Genomic DNA, 17,648 nt, shown 5'->3' with positions numbered 1-17,648 from the left:
TTGCCGGGCGTTTTTGTAGGGGCGTTTTCGCGGGAGCGCCTGGACCGTCATCACGAGGAGCGTCAGCGACTAAGCAATCCGAGGGATGCGCGCCGGTCTGGATCGCTTCGCTGCGCTCGCAATGACGGCTGTGGCTTGGCCTCAGCCCGCCTTGCCGAAGGTCGGGTCGAGCTCGCCCTTGGCGTAGCGCTTGGCCATCTCGGCGGTGGTGAGCACGCGCTTGATCTTGCTGGCCTGGCCGGCGGTGTTGAACTCCTGCAGGCGCTGCTTGCAGAGCTTCGTCATCGCCTCCATGGCGGGCTTCAGATATTTGCGCGGGTCGAACTCGCCGGGATGCTCGGAGAGGATCTTCCGGATCTGGCCGGTCATCGCCATGCGGTTGTCGGTGTCGATGTTGATCTTGCGGACGCCGTGCTTGATGCCGCGCTGGATCTCCTCGACCGGCACACCCCAGGTCTGGGGCATCTTGCCGCCATACTGGTTGATGATGTCCTGGAGGTCCTGCGGCACAGAGGAGGAGCCGTGCATGACGAGGTGCATGCTCGGCAGCTTCTTGTGGATCTCCTCGATGACATGCATCGCCAGGATCGCGCCATCGGGCTTGCGGGTGAATTTGTAGGCGCCATGCGAGGTGCCCATGGCGATGGCGAGCGCATCGACCTTGGTCTCGGCGACGAATTTCACCGCCTCGTCCGGATTGGTCAGGAGCTGGTCGTGGGAGAGCTTGCCCTCGAAGCCGTGGCCGTCCTCCTTCTCGCCCTCGCCGGATTCCAGCGAGCCGAGCACGCCGAGCTCGCCCTCGACGGAGATGCCGCCGAGATGGGCCATCTCCGTCACGGTGCGGGTCACGCCGACATTGTAGTCCCAGTCGCCCGGAGTCTTGCCGTCGGCCTTGAGCGAGCCGTCCATCATCACCGAGGTGAAGCCGGCCTGGATCGCGGTCATGCAGGTCGCCGGCTCGTTGCCGTGGTCGAGATGCACGCAGACGGGGATGTGCGGGTAGATCTCGGTGACCGCATCCATCATGTGCTTGAGCATGATGTCGTTGGCGTAAGAGCGCGCGCCGCGCGAGGCCTGGATGATGACCGGGGCGTCGGTGGCGTCCGCGGCCGCCATGATCGCCAGCGCCTGCTCCATGTTGTTGATGTTGAAGGCGGGCACGCCGTAGTCGTTCTCGGCGGCATGGTCGAGCAGTTGGCGAAGCGTGATACGGGCCACGTTGGCACTCCCCTTGAGGCATGGATAGGGGAGGATGTAGTGCGCCGCTTGCCGGATGGCAAAGCCAAAGCGGCGATCGGAGGCCGGATTCAGCGTCCGCGGGCTAGCACCTTAGGCTCAGTCCCGCCGCTTGCGCAGCCATGCGGAGAAGCGATCGTCCAGCCGGAGCATCCGATCAATCTCGGCCTCCATCGCGGTTAGTTCTGCTCTGCGTTCCCGCAACGACAGCGACCAAGCTTGCCTTCGCAACAAGGTCCGCGCTCTCGCCTCGTCCGGCGAGCCAGTGACTGCACGCGAACGCGCCCTTCGCCTGATTGAGGCGACCTCCGTCCGGATCGCGCTTCTCAGGCGGTCTTCGCCGATTTCATTCGCGTCGCCCATGGACAGAGCGTAGCACCGGCCCCATTGGCCGCAAGCCGGTTTCCTAAGGGACCGTGCCGAGGCACGCGAAGTTCAGCGCCAACTGGAGCATCCTTCGAGACGCGCTCCTGCGGAGCGCTCCTCAGGATGAGGGCTGAGGAGATGGCTTTCTCAGCCCTTCCGCAGCGCTTCCACCCCTGGCAGCGGCTTGCCTTCCATCCATTCCAGGAAGGCACCGCCGGCGGTGGAGACATAGGTCAGGTCGTCGGCCACGCCGGCATGGTTCATGGCGGAGACGGTGTCGCCGCCGCCGGCGACCGCGACGAGCTGGCCGGCCTTGACGCGCGCGGCGGCCGCCTTCGCGACGGTGACGGTCGCCGTGTCGAAGGGCGGCAGCTCGAAGGCGCCGAACGGTCCGTTCCAGACGAGCGTCTTCACCGTGTCGAGCTTCAGCACGACCTCGGCGACGCTCATCGGGCCGGCGTCGAGGATCATCTCCTCGGCCGCGACCTCGCCGATCTTCACGACGCGATGGCCGGGATTGGCCTTGAACTCGCGCGCGACCAGCGCATCGACCGGCAGCAGGATCTCGCAGCCGGCGGCTTTCGCCTTGTCCTCGATCTCGCGGGCGGTGGCGACGAGGTCATGCTCGCAGAGCGACTTGCCGACATCGATGCCGCGCGCGGCGAGGAAGGTGTTGGCCATGCCGCCGCCGATGGCGAGGACATCGACCTTCTTCACGAGATTGCCGAGCAGGTCGAGTTTGGTCGAGACCTTGGCCCCGCCGACGATCGCCATGACCGGGCGGGCGGGGTTGTCGAGGCCGGCGGAGAGCGCCTCCAGCTCGGCCTGCATGGTGCGGCCGGCATAGGCCGGCAGGACATGGGCGAGGCCTTCGGTCGAAGCGTGGGCACGGTGCGCGGCCGAGAAGGCATCGTTGACATAGAGATCGCCGTTGGCGGCGAGTGCCCTGACGAAATCGGGGTCGTTCTTTTCGTCGCCGGCGTGGAAGCGGGTGTTCTCCAGCAGCAGCACATCGCCGTTCTTCGCGGCCGCGAGAGCCTTGGCGACGTCGTCGCCGATGCAGTCCTGCACGAAGGTTACGGGCTGGCCGAGCGCATGGGCCAGGGCGGGCACGACCTGCTTCAGGCTGTTCTTGGCGTCGGGGCCCTTGGGGCGGCCGAAATGGGCGAGCAGCACGACCTTGGCGCCCTTAGCGGCGATCTCGCGGATGGTCGGCAGGATGCGGTCGATGCGGGTGGTGTCGGTGACCTTGCCGTCCTCCATCGGGACGTTGAGATCGACGCGGACGAGGGCGCGTCTGCCGGCGAGATCGGCGTCGTCGAGGGTCTTGAAGGCGGTCATCGAACGAGCAGGCTCCCGAACAGGCCAGGCACGCCGAAGCGCAGCACCAGAACGGTCAGCGCCACCGTCAGCAGGGCGGTGACGATCGCGGTGGTGAAGAGCGTGCCGGCGCGCGGCGTGGCGTCGATGCGCGAGCGCAGGGCGGCTATCTCGCCGCGGATGGCGGCGAAGTCCATCGTGCCGGCGGCGGCATCGACCTTGTGGGCGCTGCGCTCGAGCGAGGCCTCGGCGCGGGTCAGCACGGCCTCGTAGCGGGCGAACTTCTCCTCGATGCGCGCGGCCTTCTCCTCGATGCGGGAGAGCTGGTCGAGCTGGCGCGGTTCTGTGACGGGAGCGGCGTCGCCGGCCGTCATGGAGGAACCGATGTTCACGGGCGCGCCATAGCTCGGGGCGGGCGTGACGGTCGTCGGCATCGCGGTGTCGGCGGGCGAGGCGACGGTCGGCTCGATCTTGGCCATGGTCGTTCCGTTCGTTTCGAGAAGGAAGCGGGGCCGCATCGTTTCCGCGCGGCCCCGTCGGTCATGTCACGTCAGAGGAGCTTGCCCATGGCGACGGCGGTGTCGCTCATGCGGTTCGAGAAGCCCCACTCGTTGTCGTACCAGGACAGCACGCGCACGAACTTGTCGTCCATGACCTTGGTCTGGTCGAGGGCGAAGGTCGATGAGTGCGGGTCGTGGTTGAAGTCGATCGAGACGTTCGGCTGGTCTGTCACGCCGAGGATGCCCTTGAGCGGGCCGCGGCGGCTCGCCTTGAGGATGGCCTCGTTGATCTTCTCGACGGTGGTCTTGCGCTTGGAGATGAACTTGAAGTCGACGACCGAGACGTTGGGCGTCGGCACGCGGATCGAGGTGCCGTCGAGACGGCCCTTGAGCTCGGGAATGACGAGGCCGATTGCCTTGGCGGCGCCGGTCGAGGTCGGGATCATCGACATGGCGGCGGCGCGGCCGCGGTAGAGATCCTTGTGCATGGTGTCCAGCGTCGGCTGGTCGCCGGTATAGGCATGGATCGTGGTCATGAAGCCCTTGTCGATGCCGACTGTGTCCTGCAGCACGCGCACGACCGGCGCGAGGCAGTTGGTCGTGCAGGAGGCGTTCGAGACGACGAGATGCTCGGCCGACAGCGCCGTGTGATTGACGCCGTAGACCACCGTCAGATCGGCGCCGTCGCAGGGGGCCGAGACGAGGACGCGCTTGGCGCCGGCGGCGAGATGGGCCGCGGCCTTCTCCTTGGTGGTGAAGATGCCGGTGCATTCCAGCGCGATGTCGACGCCCAGCGCCTTGTGCGGCAGCTCCTTGGGATCGCGCACGGCGGTGACCTTGATCGGGCCGCGGCCGACATCGATCGTGTCGCCGGAGACGATCACCTGGCCGGGGAAGCGGCCATGGACGCTGTCGAAGCGGAAGAGATGGGCGTTGGTCTCGACGGGGCCGAGGTCGTTGATCGCGACGACCTCGATGTCCTTGCGCTTCGACTCGATGATCGCGCGCAGGACGTTGCGCCCGATGCGGCCGAAGCCGTTGATCGCCACCTTGATCGTCATCTCAAACCTCTCATTCGCCGAACCAAGGCGCTGGCGCGCCATTCACGCGGGCAATTCGGCCAAAGCGTGGCCGAACGCAAGTGAAAAACCGTGATGACGGCGCGCGCGGACAGTGATGCGATCGCGCGACAGCGGGCCGCGCCCTGCCTGTGTGCCCCGGCACGCCCGCTGCGACGATGCCTCAGCCGTTGTGGCGCTTCATCGCCGCCTCGGCGACCGCCTCCGGCGTGATGCCGAAATGCTTGTAGACCTCCTTGTAGGGCCCGCTGGCGCCGAAGGAGGACATGCCGACGAAGGTGCCGTCATGGCCGATGACGGCATCCCAGCCGAAGCGGACGCCGGCTTCGACGGCGATCTTGATCGGGGCGGAGCCGATGATCGCGGCCTGGGTGGCCTCGTCCTGCGCCAGCAGCAGCTCGAGCGAGGGGACCGAGACGACACGGGCGCGCACGCCCTTCTCGGCCAGGAGCTTGCGGGCCGCGACCGCGATCTCGACCTCGGAGCCCGAGGCGAAGAGCGAGACCTGCGCCTTGCCGCCTTCGGCGGCCAGCAGCTCGTAGCCGCCCTTGGCCGAGCGGTTGGTGGCGGTGGCGTCGGTGCGCAGCTGCGGCAGGTTCTGGCGGGAGAGGGCCAGAACGGTCGGGCCCTTGGTGTTCTCGAGCGCGAACTGCCAGGCTTCGGCCGTCTCGATCGTGTCGGCCGGGCGGAAGACATGCATGTTCGGCATGGCCCGCAGCGAGGCGATCTGCTCGACCGGCTGATGAGTCGGCCCGTCCTCGCCGAGGCCGATCGAGTCATGCGTCATGACGTAGACGACCGGCAGGCCCATCAGCGCGGCGAGCCGCATCGAGGGGCGGGCATAGTCGGCGAAGACCAGGAATGTGCCGCCGCCGGTGCGGAAGCCGCCATGCAGGGTGATGCCGTTCATCGCCGCGGCCATGCCGTGCTCGCGGATGCCGTAGCGGACATAGCGGCCCTTGGGCGTCCGGGGCGTGAAGTCCTCGGCCGCCTTGGTGCGGGTGTTGTTGGAGGGGGTCAGGTCGGCCGAGCCCATCACCAGCTCCGGCATGACCGGGGTGATGGCCTCGAGCGCCAGCTCCGAGGCCTTGCGGGTGGCGACCGCCTGCGGCGCGGCAATCAGCGCCTTCTTGTGGGCGAGGATCGCCTTGCCGAGCTTGGCCGGCACGCCATGGGCGAGGCGGCGCTCGAACTCGGCGCGCTTGCGCTCGGAGAGCAGGCCGAAACGGCTGCGCCAGTTGGCATGCTCGTTGGCGCCGGCCTTGCCGGCCTCGCGCCAGGCCTTCAGCACATCGGCCGCGACCTCGAAGGCGCCGCCGGTGATGCCGAGGTTCTTCTTGGCGGCCTCCAGTTCCTCGGCGCCGAGCGCCTCGCCATGCGCCTTGGACGTGCCCTGCTTCTTCGGCGCGCCGAAGCCGATGATCGTCTTGCAGGCGATCATCGTCGGCTTGCCGGACTTGCGGGCGCGCTGGATCGCGGCCTCGATGGCGTCGGGGTCATGCCCATCGACGCGCTCGGCGCGCCAGCCGCAGGCCTTGAAGCGCGCGACCTGGTCGACATTGTCGGTGATCGAGAGCGGGCCGTCGATCGAGATGCCGTTGTCGTCCCACAGCACGATCAGCTTGTTCAGCTTCTGGTGGCCGGCCAGCGCGATCGCCTCCTGGCTGATGCCCTCCATCAGGTCGCCGTCGGAGGCCAGAACATAGGTGTGGTGGTCGACGACCTTCTTGCCGAATTCGGCGGCGAGCATGCGCTCGGCCATCGCCATGCCGACGGCGGTGGCGAGACCCTGGCCGAGCGGGCCGGTGGTGGTCTCGACGCCGAGGGTCATGAAGTTCTCGGGGTGACCGGGTGTCTTCGACTCGAGCTGGCGGAACTTCTTCAGGTCGTCGAGTTCCATCCCCGGCACGCCGGTGAGATAGAGCAGGGCATAGAGCAGCATCGACCCGTGGCCGGCGGAGAGCACGAAGCGGTCGCGGTCGGGCCAGCGCGGATCGGCCGCGTCATACTTCATCACGCGCGTGAACAGCACGGTGGCGACGTCGGCGGCGCCCATCGGCAGGCCGGGATGGCCGGACTTGGCCTTCTCGACGCCGTCCATGGCGAGCCCGCGAATGGCGTTGGCGAGCTTGTCGTGCTGGGCACGGTCGATCGTGGTCATGGTGCTTCCTGGCTCCGTCTGGCGAGGGCGGGGCCATGGCCCCACCTCATGCGCGGGCGGCGGACCCGGGACGGCCCGATTTCCGACCGCGCTCCGGTCACGAATGGTGGCCCGGCTTAGGCCGCGGGCTCGGTGCGAGTCAATTCGCGAGAGGGGTTTCGCGGTCCCGGATTTTGTTGCGCTGCGACGTGGTTTCGCTGCGATGCGGCGACAACAATTGCGCCCAAGCCCTTGCGAAGGAGAGGCATCCCGCCCCGGCCGATTCACGTTTTCGTGCGAGTTGGTCTAGGGTCCGAATCGTGTGAGCCGGCTTCGATCAGAAGGGAGAGCCTCGGTGGCGAGCCTGATGGTGGACAAGGCCCTGGCGCGGCTGGACGGCGCCCTGGCACAGCTGGAGGCGGCGGCCCGCCGCCGCATCGAGGCCGAACGCGGCCGTGCCAATCTCGAAACCGAACTGGCGCTGATGCAGGACGACCGGGCGCGCCTAGCTGCTGAACTCGATGGCGCAACGGCGCGTCTCGGCGATGTCGAGACCGCGGCCGCTGATGTCGACCAGCGGCTGCAGCGCGCGATGAATGTCATCGGTGCCGTGATCGAGCGGGCCAGGGTCGATGCCGAGGCGCAGACCGACGAACCCGGCGACGACGACGAGGATGCGCAACCCGGTCCAGCCTATCGGGAGCCGGCTCCGGCCGGCGCCGGCGGCCGGGACGATTGAGCGGAGAGCGTTATGCCGCAAGTCAACGTCACCATCGCCGGCAAGGCCTACCGAATGGCCTGCGGGGACGGGGAGGAGCCTCACCTCGAGGCGCTCGCCCGGTCCCTCGACGGCAAGATCCAGGAGATGCGCCAGGCCTTCGGCGAGATCGGCGACATGCGTCTGCACGTCATGGCGGCGCTGATGGTCGCCGACGAGGCCTCGGAACTGCAGCGGCGCGTGGCGCGGCTGGAGGCGGAACTGGCCGCGCTGCAGGGCGATGCCGGTGCTGCCGACGAACGCATCGGCGAGGTCGAGGAGCGGGCGGCGGAGGCGCTCGTCGGCGCGGCCGAGCGGATCGAGGCGGTCGCGCGTAGCCTGCTGCCGAGCCCGCAAGGGTGACCGGCGCCAGCGGTGCATGGTTTCGCTGCGAACCCCGCATGGCACTGGCGCTTTGCCGGCGTCCCCCCTACATTGGCAAAGCTGGGCTGCCTGGTGCGTGCGAGAAACTGTATTCCCGGGCCCATACGACTCCCTAGGGAGCTGTCCCTGACCAGGTCCCTGGACCCGGACACACGGCGCCCACCTACTTTAGTAGGTGTCCCGGGATCGAAATCTCCACGGCCGAGGTGGCTCAGCACTCTCCCATGACCGACATGCCTTCCCCGCCCGACCCCGCTGTCCGCAAGGCGGCCCTCCGCGAGCAGGCGCTCGCCCGGCGCGATGCGCTCGAGATCGACGACCGCCTGATCTGGGACGAGGCGATCACTGAAGGCGTGCTCGCCCTGCCAGCGTTCGACGCGGCCGAAGGTCCCGTCTCGGCCTATTGGCCGATGCGATCGGAGGCCGATCCGAGGCCGGTCCTCGAGGCGCTGCATGAGCGCGGCCTGCCGCTCTGTCTGCCCGCCATCGTTGCGAAGCGGATGATCTTCCGGCGCTGGGCGCCCTATAAGCCGATCGTGCCCGGCGGCTTCGGCACGCTGGTGCCGGACCCGGCCCAGCCCGAAGTCGTCCCCGCCATCCTGATCGTGCCGCTCGCGGCCTTCGACCGGCGCGGCTACCGGATCGGCTACGGCAAGGGGCATTACGACGCCAAGCTCGCCGAAATCGGCCCTGTCACGAGCATCGGCATCGCCTATGGCGCGCAGGAGATCGACACCGTGCCGGACGAGCCGCATGACCGGCGCCTCGACTGGATCGTGACCGAGCGCGAGACGATCCGCTGCGGGTGAGCGCGTCTGGGCTCAGGTTCTGGTTCTGTCGCTTCAGCTCTTAGGCCCCGGCGATGTCATCCCGGACAAGCCGAGTACCGGCGACGATCCGGGATCCATTCCTGAGCCCATGCCGGATAGGTTCCGGAATGGGTCCCGGGTCTCCCTCCGGTCGCCCGGGACGACCCGCGCCTGTTCTAAATTTGTCGTGGGCGAGGTCAGGCACCAATCCTCGTCAGGTGCGGGCAGCGGTTGATTCCCGGCCGCTTTCGCGCCACGGAGGAGCCTCTTGCGCCTCCGGACCTGCCCCATGCGTTTTCTCTTCCTCGGTGATGTCGTCGGCCGCCCCGGGCGGGTCGCGGTGCAGGAGCGCCTGCCGCGGCTGCGTCAGCAGTGGCAGCTCGACTGCGTCGTCATCAATGGCGAGAACGCGGCCGGCGGCTTCGGCATCACCGAGGCGATCTGCGACGAATTACTGGCGGCGGGCGCCGATGCGGTGACCCTCGGCAATCACTCATGGGACCAGCGCGAGGCGCTCGTCTTCATCGAGCGGCAGGACCGGCTGGTGCGACCGGCCAATTATCCCAAGGGCACGCCCGGGCGCGGCGCGGCGGTGATCGAGGCGAGGAACGGCGCGCGTGTGCTCGTCGTCAACGTCATGGGCCGCGTCTACATGGACGCGCTGGATGACCCCTTCCAGGCGCTCGAGCGGGAGCTCTCCGCCTGCCCGCTGGGCGAGGTGGCGGATGCCGTGATCGTCGATTTCCATGCCGAGGCGACCAGCGAGAAGCAGGCGGCAGGGCACTTCCTCGACGGGCGCGCCAGTCTCGTCGTCGGCACGCACACTCATGTTCCGACCGCCGATCTGCGCATCCTGGCCTTAGGGACGGCCTATCAGTCTGACGCCGGCATGTGCGGCGACTATGATTCCGTCCTCGGCATGCAGAAGGAGGAGCCGATCCGGCGCTTCCTGCAGAAGACGCCGGGGGCCCGGCTCGAAGCCGCGACCGGAGAGGGCAGCCTGTCCGGCGTCGCCGTCGAGATCGATGACCGGACGGGCCTGGCAAAGGCCGTCTGGCCGGTCCGGTTGGGGCCGCATCTGGCGCCGGCCGCCCCGCCCTGGGACGAGGCCTGAGCGGAGCCGGACGCCGTCTTCAGGCGGCGTTGCTGCGCGCCATCAGCCCCTCGAAGGCGCTGGCCAGCGAGGCCGCTTCCCGCGAGAGCGTGGCGGCGAGGCCGAGCACCTCGCCGACGCTGCCTCCGGCCGTAGCGGCGAGCTCGCTGACGCCGCAGACGGTCTGGGCGACCTCCTGCGTGCCGACCGCCGCGAGATCGACGCTGCGGGCGATTTCCTGCGTGGCGCAGCGCTGCTGGTCGAGAGCGCTGGCGACCGTCGCGGTGGTGTCGTGCATCTGGCGGACGAAGGCGACGATGCTCTCGATCGCCTGCACCGCCTCATGGGTCGCCGCCTGCATGGCGGGCACCTGCGCGGCGATCTCGTCGGTGGCCTGGGCGGTGCGGGCCGAGAGCTGCTTCACCTCGGTGGCGACCACTGCGAAGCCGCGACCCGCTTCGCCGGCACGGGCGGCCTCGATCGTCGCGTTTAGGGCCAGCAGATTGGTCTGCGCCGCGATGGTGCGGATCATCTCGACGATCGAGCCGATGGTCTGGGCCGAGGTCGCGAGGCTCTTGACGATGACGTCCGTTTTTACGGCGGCGGCATTGGCGCTGTGGGCCATGCTGGCGGCGCGCGTCACCTCCTGGGCAACATGATCGAGCGAGACGGTGAGTTCGCTGGTGGCGCTGGCGACGCTCTGGACGTTATCGGAGGCGTCGTCCGAGGCACGGGCGGCGATCACCGCCTGTGCGCCGGTGTCCTGCACCACGGCGTTCATCGTTGCGGCCAGAGCCTCGACGCGGCTGGCACCGGAGGTTACCGCCGCGACGACCCGGCGCATGCTCGCCTGGAAGCCCTCGATCTCGGATCGCGTCTCCTCGCGCGCCTCATGCTGGAGACGGCCATAGGTTTCCAGCAGCAGCTCGAGGTCGAGCGCGGCGGCCTTGTTCAGCGCCGAGCGGGCGGCGATGCGCCGGTTGCGTTCGCGCCCCTGCCACCAGCGAAGCTTCTGCAGAGAGGCCCGGTCCAAGCCCAGCTCGATCCCGATCTGGTTGGTGACGAGCGCGTGGCCGATGGCGATGCCATGGGCCGGCACGTCATGGCGCTGCAGGGCCGAGGCGAGGCGGTGGGCGGAATCGAGGAAGGCGTCGCCGAGATCGCCCGAGGTCAGCCTGATCCAGTGGGCAAGCCTCAGCTCCCGCAGTTCGGCGATGGCGAAGGCGCGCGCGGTCTCCGGCCAGGGCGAAAACTGGGTCTGGATCTCGTCCAGCAGCGGTGGCAGGCACCGTCTGGCCTGCTCTGCATAGGGACGCAGGGCCGTCAGATCGGCTTCGCCGATCTGGAAGGCGCGAAGGCGCATCTCCTGCCCGGCGACGAGCTTGCTGTGTTGGGTGGTCATCAGTGTCCGCAGGGGGTCGGCCGGCGCTCGGCGCCGCAGTCGTCTGTGTGCCTGCAGTATGGCCGGGCTGACTTAACGTCGGGTTGCCGTGGTCGCATGAATCCGACCCTATCCCGCGTTTCGCGCAGCGGCGGCTCTCGCTTGCGTGGCGGCGAAGGCGGCGCCTATAAGGCGCGCAATGCCCGCCGGGACGCGCCAAGCCCCGCCGCGGGGCCGGAAACACCAGAAGGCAGCAGAGGTTCGGGTTCCATGGCCGGTCATTCCCAGTTCAAGAACATCATGCATCGCAAGGGCAAGCAGGATGCCGTGCGGGCCAAGCTGTTCTCGAAGCTCGGGCGCGAGATCACCGTTGCCGCCAAGATGGGCATGCCCGACCCGGCCATGAATCCTCGCCTGCGCATGGCGGTGCTCGCCGCGCGGGCCGAAAACATGCCCAAGGACAACATCCAGCGCGCCATCAACAAGGCCGCCGGTGGCGAGGGCGACAATTACGACGAGGTCCGTTACGAGGGCTACGGCCCGGGCGGAGCGGCCGTCATCGTCGAGGCGCTGACCGACAACCGCAACCGCACCGCGTCCGCCGTCCGCTCCTACTTCACCAAGGCGGGCGGGGCGCTGGGCGAAAGCAACTCGGTGTCCTTCATGTTCAACCGCGTCGGCGAGATCAGCTATCCGCCTGAGGCCGGCGACGCCGACAAGATCATGGAGGCGGCGATCGAGGCCGGCGCCGACGACGTCATCTCCGACGAGAACGGCCACACGATCCTGTGCGCCTTCGACGCGCTGAACGAGGTCTCGAAGGCGCTGGAAGCGGCGCTGGGCGCGCCGGCCTCGGCCAAGCCGGTCTGGCGGCCGACGACCACGGCCCCGCTCGACGAGGAGAAGGCCGCCTCGATGATGAAGCTGATGGAAGCGCTCGACAATGACGACGACGTCCAGAACGTCTTCGCCAATTACGAGATCTCCGACGAGGTGATGGCGAAGCTGGGCTGAGTAAGCCTGTCTCTCTCAGCCCTCATCCTGAGGAGCCGTGAAACGGCGTCTCGAAGGATGCTCCAGATGATGCCGGAGCCTCCTGGACCATCCTTCGAGACGCGCCTGCGGCGCTCCTCAGGATGAGGGCTGAGGGATAGATGCGGCGGCGCTACCGCCCCACGAATCCGTCCCACAGCGGCAGGCTGACCAGCGCGCTCAGGAAGATCACCGCATAGGCGATGCGGCGGAAGGTGGCCTCATTGGCGAGGCGGAAGCCATGGGTGCCGGCCCACATGCCGGCGCCATAGGCGGCGAAGAGCGGCAGCGCCATCAGCAGCGCCGACAGTGTCAGTATGCCCTTCCACCACAGGATGGTGCCGGAGATCAGCGTCGAGCAGCCGAAGAACGTCTGCAAATTGGCGCGGGTCTTGTGGCGGTCGTTGCGCTGGGCACCGAGCCAGAACACGGCGAGCGGCATGCCGCCGATCGAGGCCATGCCGTTGAACAGCCCCGACAGCACGCCGACCCCAAGGGAGAGCGGGATTCCCGGCCGGCCGTGATAGCGCCAGCCCGAGGCCATCAGCGCGACCGCGGCGAAGATCAGCCCGGCGAGGATCCAGCGCATCGTCTCGCGGTCGAGCCAGATCAGGAGCCAGATGCCGGCCGGCAGCGCCAGCGTCGCGGTCAGCAAGAGCGGCGCCACCTCGCGCCATTCGGCGTGCTTGGCGTTGCGCAGCGCGATCGGCAGGGCGAAGGGCGCGTCGATGCACCAGATCAACCCGAGCGCCGCGACCGGGCCGATCACCATCGAGGCCAGCGGCATGAACACCATGGCGAAGCCGAATCCGGTGAAGCCGCGCACGAGCCCGCCGAGCAGCGTCGCCAGCAGTAGGACGGCGAGCCCGCTCGGCGAGACGGCGGGAAACAGGAAGGCCAGGAGATCGGTCATGCCGTCCGAGGGGAAGCGCAGGGTTTTGCGAGGAGTGATGCCTCGCACCAACAGCCTGGCGGCGGCCGCGACAACCCCCGTCCGCGTGATACGACCGATGCACGCCGTTCATCGACGGCGGGGACGGGAAGGAATCCTTAGGGTGCCGCATGGAACAAAGCGTGTCCAAGGTTTAGGCTGCGCCCGACATGAACCCACCGATTCGCATTCTCGGCATCGATCCCGGCCTCCGGAAGACGGGCTGGGGCGTCATCGTCTCGGAGGGGAGCAAGATCGGTTTCGTCGCCTGCGGCTGTGTCGAGAGCGAGAGCGGGCTGTCGCTGGCGGAGCGGCTGCGCCAGCTCCATGACGGGCTCAGCCGCGTCGTGCGCGCCCATGCGCCGGACGAGGTCGCGGTCGAGGAGACCTTCGTCAACCGCGATCCGCAATCGGCGCTGAAGCTCGGCCAGGCGCGCGGCGTCGCGCTGGTGGTGCCGGCACTGGCGGGGCTCGATGTGGCGGAATATGCCGCCAACCTCGTCAAGAAGACGGTGGTCGGCGTCGGCCATGCCGACAAGAAACAGGTCCAGATGATGATCCGCGTGCTGCTGCCCAAGGCGGAGACCTCCTCCGCCGATGCGGCCGATGCGCTGGCGGTGGCGATCTGCCACGCCCAGCACCGCGGCATGCGCGCGCTGGTCGCGCAGATGCGGGCGGGGTGAGGGGCAATGATCGGGAAGCTCAAGGGGATCGTCGATTCCTATGGCGAGGATCATGTCATCCTCGACGTGCAGGGCGTCGGCTATGTCGTGCAGTGCTCGTCGCGGACGCTGCAGCGGCTGGCGAAGCCTGGCGAGGCGGCGGTGCTGTCGATCGAGACGCATGTGCGCGAGGATGCGATCCGGCTCTACGGCTTCCTCTCCGACAATGAGCGGGACTGGTTCCGGCTGATGCAGATGGTGCAGGGCGTCGGCGCCAAGGTCGCGCTGGCCATCCTCTCGACCTTCGAGCCCGGCGCGCTCGCGACCGCGATCGCCACAGGCGACAAGGCGGCGGTGGCGCGCGCGCCCGGCGTCGGCCCGAAGCTGGCGCAGCGCCTCTGCGCCGAACTGAAGGACAAGGCGCCGGCCTTCGGCCATGTCGATCCGGGCGTCGCGCAGCTCGCCGGCGCGCTCCAGGACAAAAAACTGCCGCAGCCGGTGGCGGACGCCGTCTCGGCGCTCGCCAATCTCGGCTATCCGCAGGCGCAGGCCGTGGCCGCTGTGGCGGCGGCCGCGCGTGAGGCCGGCGAGGGGGCAGGGACGGCGCAGCTGATCAAACTCGGCCTGCGGGAGCTGGCGAAGTGAGCGATCCCAAACGCCCCGGCCTGCTCTCCGCCGAGAAGCGCGACGACGACGCCGAGTCCTCGCTGCGGCCGCTGTCGCTGTCGGATTTCACCGGACAGGCGGCGGCGCGGGCCAATCTCCAGGTCTTCATCGAGGCGGCCAAGAGCCGCGGCGATGCGCTCGACCATGTGCTGTTCGTCGGCCCGCCCGGGCTCGGCAAGACGACGCTGGCGCAGATCGTGGCGCGGGAGCTCGGCGTCAATTTCCGCTCGACCTCGGGGCCGGTCATCGCCAAGGCCGGCGATCTCGCGGCGCAGCTGACCAATCTCGAAGAGCGCGACGTGCTCTTCATCGACGAGATCCACCGGCTCAATCCGGCGGTGGAGGAAATCCTCTATCCGGCGATGGAGGACTACCAGCTCGACCTGATCATCGGCGAGGGGCCGGCCGCGCGCTCGGTCAAGATCGACCTGCCCAAGTTCACGCTGGTCGGCGCCACCACCCGCGCCGGGCTGCTGACGACGCCGCTGCGCGACCGTTTCGGCATTCCGATCCGTTTGCAGTTCTACACGGTCGAGGAACTGCAGGGCATCGTCGCGCGCGGGGCCCGCGTGCTCGGCGTGCCGATGTCGGATGACGGCGCCAACGAGATCGCCCGGCGCTCGCGCGGCACGCCGCGCATCGCCGGCCGCTTGCTGCGGCGGGTGCGGGACTTTGCCATCGTCGACGGCGACGCCATCGTGACGCGCAAGGTCGCGGACAAGGCGCTGAAGCTGCTCGATGTCGACGCCATCGGCCTCGACCAGATGGACCGGCGTTATCTCACCACGGTGGCGATCAATTTTGGCGGCGGGCCGGTTGGGATCGAGACCATCGCCGCCTCGCTCTCGGAGCCGCGCGACGCGATCGAGGAAATCATCGAGCCCTTCCTTCTCCAGCAGGGCTTCATCCAGCGCACGCCGCGCGGCCGCATCCTGACGCCGCACGCCTTCCGGCATCTCGGCCTGCCCGAGCCGACGCGGGAGGGGGCGCAGTTCGGGCTGTTCGGCGACGAGGAGGCGTGAGTTGGCGGATCGCCGCCACGGCCTTATCTTCGCAGGCAGGAGGGCCCGGCGATGGCAGTGAAGCTTCCCCCTGATATCGCGGAGCTGGTAACCGCCCGGGTCGAGAGTGGCGACTTCGCCAGCCCCGAGGAGGTGCTGCGAGCGGCAATGGCGCCCTGGATTGCGCGCGAGCAAGCGCGTGCTGCCACCCTCGACGAACTGCGCGCCAAGATCGCCGAAGGGGATTCGGACCCGACGGATGTGACGCCGGACGAGATTCGGGACCATCTCGACCGCGTCGCCGCATCCCTGCAGAGACAAGGCCCGAATGCCGCTTGATCTGGTCTATTCGGGACGGGCACGGTCCGATCTCGAGGCCATTCTTCGCTATATTGCCCGGGACAATCTGCCAGCGGCGCGCCGATGGGTGGCCGCGATCGAGCGCCAATGCCTGCAATTGCGCTCCTTTCCCGAGATGGGTGTCGAGCGGGCCGACCTTTCGGCCGGACTGCGCATTCTGCCCTACCGGCGGGCCGTGATTGCGTACCGCGTCCTTGGGAGCCGCGTCAGGATCGTCAGGGTGCTGTATGGCGGGCAGGACTATGCCGCGCTGATGGAGAGCTGAACGACATGAACCTCACGAGACGGTCTGTGCCGCCGTTCCTGGCCGCGACGGCCGGGCTGATCATCGCGGCGACGCTCTCAGGCGGTGCCCTTGCCGCTCCCGCCGGTCCCGAGACGCCGGTGCGCGAAGCCTATGCCATCACCACCCGCCAGCTCGCCGGCTCCGGTGGCAAGCCCGTCGCGGCGCCCTGGCAGAAGCCGCATCGCGACCGGCTGATGAGCCGCGAACTCGCCGCCCTGTTCGCGCGCGACGAGCTCTATCAGGAGGAAGCCGGCGAGATGGGCCATCTCGGGGCCGACCCCTTCCTCAGCGGGCAGGACGGCGAGATCAAGAATCTGAAGGTCAGCGTCACCGTGCCCCCCGCCGGGGGAAAGGCGCAGGTCACGGCCTCCTTCCGCAGCTTCAAGCAGCCAGTCAGCGTGCGCTTCCGCATGGTGGAGGAGGGCGGCGCCTGGAAGATCGACGCCATCGTCAACCGGGTCGAAGGGCAGGACTATGCGGTGCGCGATCTGCTGTCGCAGCCCTATGAGTGCGGCTCCTTCATGAAGAAGCCCTGTAAGCGGTAGAGCTCACAGGGCTCCGGGTATCGAGCGTCGCGAGCTCAGCGCGCGAATTTGGACCGCTGCATGGCCGAGCGCTGGCCGGCATGGTCGAGCGCGCCTGACGGTGCCGCTCTGGGGTTAACGATCGGCTTCATGCCATCGTCGCCGGTATGGCTGAGGGGCCGCTGCAGCGCCTCTTGGCGCATCTTCATCGCCATGGCTTTGCGGGCCAGCGAGCGCTGACTCGGCTGGCGCAGCTTCTCGGCCCGGCGGGTCTGTTCGGCGCCGACGCGCTTGAGCGCGACTGTCAAAGCATCAGCCTTGGCTTTGGTGCCGACGTTTCCGCCAGAGGCGACGGTCGCTTTCGGATCCGATTTACCGCGCATCTCGCGCCGCTGCTGACGCGCGATGCCACGGGCCCGGTCACGCCGCTCGCGGAGGTTCTTCGCGAGATCGACCAGCTCTCCATCCGGCACCGTCGCGATGATGCGGCTGCGCGTGCGGGCGACGAGGTCCCATTCCCCTTTGTCGAGAACGCGTTCGAGCTGTTTGGTCGAGAGCGACATGCGGGCTGTCCTTTTCTTCTGGTTGCATCGCACTTGAGCAACCCTCGATCGAACAAGGCTGTTCCGTGGCGCGACGGTTTGTCCGCCGGGGCTATGCCGGCCGCGCCGTCCCCGCTAATCCTCCCGGTCCCGCAATCGGCCGCAGAACGCCATGACCGCCTCCCACAGCCTCTCCGTCCGCGTCTATTACGAGGACACGGATTTCTCCGGCGTCGTCTACCACGCCTCCTATCTGCGCTTCATGGAGCGCGGGCGCACCGAGCTGATCCGGTCCCTCGGGGTCGAGCAGCGGGAACTCTTCGACGGCGAGACGGCGCTGGGTTTCGCGGTGCGCCGCATGACGATCGATTTCCTGCGCCCGGCCGTGATGGACGATCTGCTGACGGTCGAGACGGTGTCGGTCGCGGCACGGGGCGCGACGATGGATGTCGAACAGCGCGTGCTGCGCGGGGAGGAAGTGCTCGTCACGGCCCAGGTCAAGGTCGCCTGCGTCGGCGGAGGCCGGGCGCGGCGCATTCCCGACGGCCTGCGCCGGCGCCTGGGGATCGCGGATTGAGG

Annotated in this window: 20 protein-coding genes and 1 other RNA gene; 13 read left to right on the top strand and 8 right to left on the bottom strand. The window is 68.4% G+C overall.

Annotation, left to right across the window (positions count from 1 at the left end; genetic code table 11):
* Positions 1 to 141: 141 nt before the first annotated feature.
* From fba to tkt, 5 genes are all read right to left on the bottom strand, one after another.
* Positions 142 to 1,218, bottom strand: coding sequence for a class II fructose-bisphosphate aldolase (gene fba, locus ACFPN9_RS11175; protein WP_066726237.1), 1,077 nt, complete (start codon positions 1,216 to 1,218; stop codon positions 142 to 144).
* Positions 1,219 to 1,749: 531 nt separating this feature from the next.
* Positions 1,750 to 2,943 (bottom strand): phosphoglycerate kinase, encoded by a 1,194-nt coding sequence (locus ACFPN9_RS11170; protein WP_066726240.1) that lies wholly within the window; start codon positions 2,941 to 2,943, stop codon positions 1,750 to 1,752.
* The gene (locus ACFPN9_RS11165; RefSeq protein ID WP_156446687.1) at positions 2,940 to 3,401 is read right to left on the bottom strand and encodes a hypothetical protein; all 462 of its coding nucleotides are present in this window, start codon (positions 3,399 to 3,401) and stop codon (positions 2,940 to 2,942) included. The genes ACFPN9_RS11170 and ACFPN9_RS11165 overlap by 4 nt, the downstream gene beginning before the upstream one ends.
* A gap of 71 nt (positions 3,402 to 3,472) precedes the next feature.
* On the bottom strand, positions 3,473 to 4,483 hold the full coding sequence (gene gap, locus ACFPN9_RS11160; RefSeq protein ID WP_066726246.1) for a type I glyceraldehyde-3-phosphate dehydrogenase: 1,011 nt from the start codon (positions 4,481 to 4,483) through the stop codon (positions 3,473 to 3,475).
* A gap of 181 nt (positions 4,484 to 4,664) precedes the next feature.
* Positions 4,665 to 6,662 (bottom strand): transketolase, encoded by a 1,998-nt coding sequence (tkt, locus tag ACFPN9_RS11155; protein ID WP_066726251.1) that lies wholly within the window; start codon positions 6,660 to 6,662, stop codon positions 4,665 to 4,667.
* Positions 6,663 to 6,996: 334 nt separating this feature from the next.
* On the opposite strand from tkt, the gene ACFPN9_RS11150 reads away from it, so the two are divergent.
* The 5 genes from ACFPN9_RS11150 (at position 6,997) to ACFPN9_RS11130 (ending at position 9,705) form a co-directional block, all read left to right on the top strand.
* The gene (locus tag ACFPN9_RS11150) at positions 6,997 to 7,380 is read left to right on the top strand and encodes a DUF4164 domain-containing protein (protein ID WP_348626276.1); all 384 of its coding nucleotides are present in this window, start codon (positions 6,997 to 6,999) and stop codon (positions 7,378 to 7,380) included.
* Between the two features lie 12 nt (positions 7,381 to 7,392).
* The gene (locus ACFPN9_RS11145) at positions 7,393 to 7,761 is read left to right on the top strand and encodes a cell division protein ZapA (protein WP_066726253.1); all 369 of its coding nucleotides are present in this window, start codon (positions 7,393 to 7,395) and stop codon (positions 7,759 to 7,761) included.
* A gap of 80 nt (positions 7,762 to 7,841) precedes the next feature.
* A non-coding RNA gene (ssrS, locus tag ACFPN9_RS11140) (6S RNA) lies at positions 7,842 to 7,999 on the top strand.
* Between the two features lie 7 nt (positions 8,000 to 8,006).
* A complete protein-coding gene (locus ACFPN9_RS11135; protein ID WP_066726254.1) occupies positions 8,007 to 8,591 on the top strand; it encodes a 5-formyltetrahydrofolate cyclo-ligase in 585 nt (194 codons plus the stop codon).
* Between the two features lie 289 nt (positions 8,592 to 8,880).
* Complete coding sequence (locus ACFPN9_RS11130; RefSeq protein WP_066726255.1) at positions 8,881 to 9,705, top strand: TIGR00282 family metallophosphoesterase; 825 nt, start codon at positions 8,881 to 8,883, stop codon at positions 9,703 to 9,705.
* 19 nt (positions 9,706 to 9,724) lie between these two features.
* Here ACFPN9_RS11130 and ACFPN9_RS11125 read toward each other — a convergent pair whose 3' ends face one another.
* Entirely contained in the window at positions 9,725 to 11,086 is a 1,362-nt protein-coding gene (locus tag ACFPN9_RS11125) for a globin-coupled sensor protein (protein WP_066726256.1), read from the bottom strand.
* A 249-nt stretch (positions 11,087 to 11,335) separates the two neighbouring features.
* On the opposite strand from ACFPN9_RS11125, the gene ACFPN9_RS11120 reads away from it, so the two are divergent.
* Positions 11,336 to 12,079 carry a YebC/PmpR family DNA-binding transcriptional regulator gene (locus tag ACFPN9_RS11120; protein WP_066726257.1) on the top strand — a complete coding sequence of 248 codons (744 nt, stop codon included), beginning with the start codon at positions 11,336 to 11,338 and terminating at the stop codon, positions 12,077 to 12,079.
* A 151-nt stretch (positions 12,080 to 12,230) separates the two neighbouring features.
* Here ACFPN9_RS11120 and ACFPN9_RS11115 read toward each other — a convergent pair whose 3' ends face one another.
* The gene (locus tag ACFPN9_RS11115; RefSeq protein WP_066726258.1) at positions 12,231 to 13,010 is read right to left on the bottom strand and encodes a sulfite exporter TauE/SafE family protein; all 780 of its coding nucleotides are present in this window, start codon (positions 13,008 to 13,010) and stop codon (positions 12,231 to 12,233) included.
* Between the two features lie 188 nt (positions 13,011 to 13,198).
* On the opposite strand from ACFPN9_RS11115, the gene ruvC reads away from it, so the two are divergent.
* From ruvC to ACFPN9_RS11085, 6 genes are read left to right on the top strand one after another with little or no spacing between them, the layout of a single operon-like run.
* Positions 13,199 to 13,711 (top strand): crossover junction endodeoxyribonuclease RuvC, encoded by a 513-nt coding sequence (ruvC, locus tag ACFPN9_RS11110; RefSeq protein ID WP_066726259.1) that lies wholly within the window; start codon positions 13,199 to 13,201, stop codon positions 13,709 to 13,711.
* 6 nt (positions 13,712 to 13,717) lie between these two features.
* Entirely contained in the window at positions 13,718 to 14,335 is a 618-nt protein-coding gene (gene ruvA, locus ACFPN9_RS11105) for a Holliday junction branch migration protein RuvA (RefSeq protein WP_066726260.1), read from the top strand.
* On the top strand, positions 14,332 to 15,378 hold the full coding sequence (ruvB, locus tag ACFPN9_RS11100) for a Holliday junction branch migration DNA helicase RuvB (RefSeq protein ID WP_066726261.1): 1,047 nt from the start codon (positions 14,332 to 14,334) through the stop codon (positions 15,376 to 15,378). Before ruvA ends, ruvB begins: the two co-directional genes overlap by 4 nt.
* 51 nt (positions 15,379 to 15,429) lie before the next feature.
* The gene (locus ACFPN9_RS11095; protein WP_066726264.1) at positions 15,430 to 15,696 is read left to right on the top strand and encodes a ribbon-helix-helix domain-containing protein; all 267 of its coding nucleotides are present in this window, start codon (positions 15,430 to 15,432) and stop codon (positions 15,694 to 15,696) included.
* Entirely contained in the window at positions 15,686 to 15,982 is a 297-nt protein-coding gene (locus tag ACFPN9_RS11090; protein ID WP_066726267.1) for a type II toxin-antitoxin system RelE/ParE family toxin, read from the top strand. The genes ACFPN9_RS11095 and ACFPN9_RS11090 overlap by 11 nt, the downstream gene beginning before the upstream one ends.
* A 5-nt stretch (positions 15,983 to 15,987) precedes the next feature.
* Positions 15,988 to 16,548: a DUF3828 domain-containing protein gene (locus ACFPN9_RS11085; RefSeq protein WP_377816937.1), complete on the top strand. Its 561-nt coding sequence runs from the start codon at positions 15,988 to 15,990 to the stop codon at positions 16,546 to 16,548.
* Between the two features lie 35 nt (positions 16,549 to 16,583).
* Here ACFPN9_RS11085 and ACFPN9_RS11080 read toward each other — a convergent pair whose 3' ends face one another.
* A complete protein-coding gene (locus ACFPN9_RS11080) occupies positions 16,584 to 17,090 on the bottom strand; it encodes a hypothetical protein (RefSeq protein WP_066726273.1) in 507 nt (168 codons plus the stop codon).
* A gap of 151 nt (positions 17,091 to 17,241) precedes the next feature.
* On the opposite strand from ACFPN9_RS11080, the gene ybgC reads away from it, so the two are divergent.
* Positions 17,242 to 17,646: a tol-pal system-associated acyl-CoA thioesterase gene (ybgC, locus tag ACFPN9_RS11075; protein WP_066726276.1), complete on the top strand. Its 405-nt coding sequence runs from the start codon at positions 17,242 to 17,244 to the stop codon at positions 17,644 to 17,646.
* Positions 17,647 to 17,648 lie beyond the last annotated feature (2 nt).

It is taken from the genome of Allobosea massiliensis, from assembly GCF_042655245.1.
GTDB lineage: Bacteria > Pseudomonadota > Alphaproteobacteria > Rhizobiales > Beijerinckiaceae > Allobosea > Allobosea massiliensis.
Note: the sequence above shows the minus strand (reverse complement) of the source record. Positions and strands in the feature narration are given on the sequence as shown.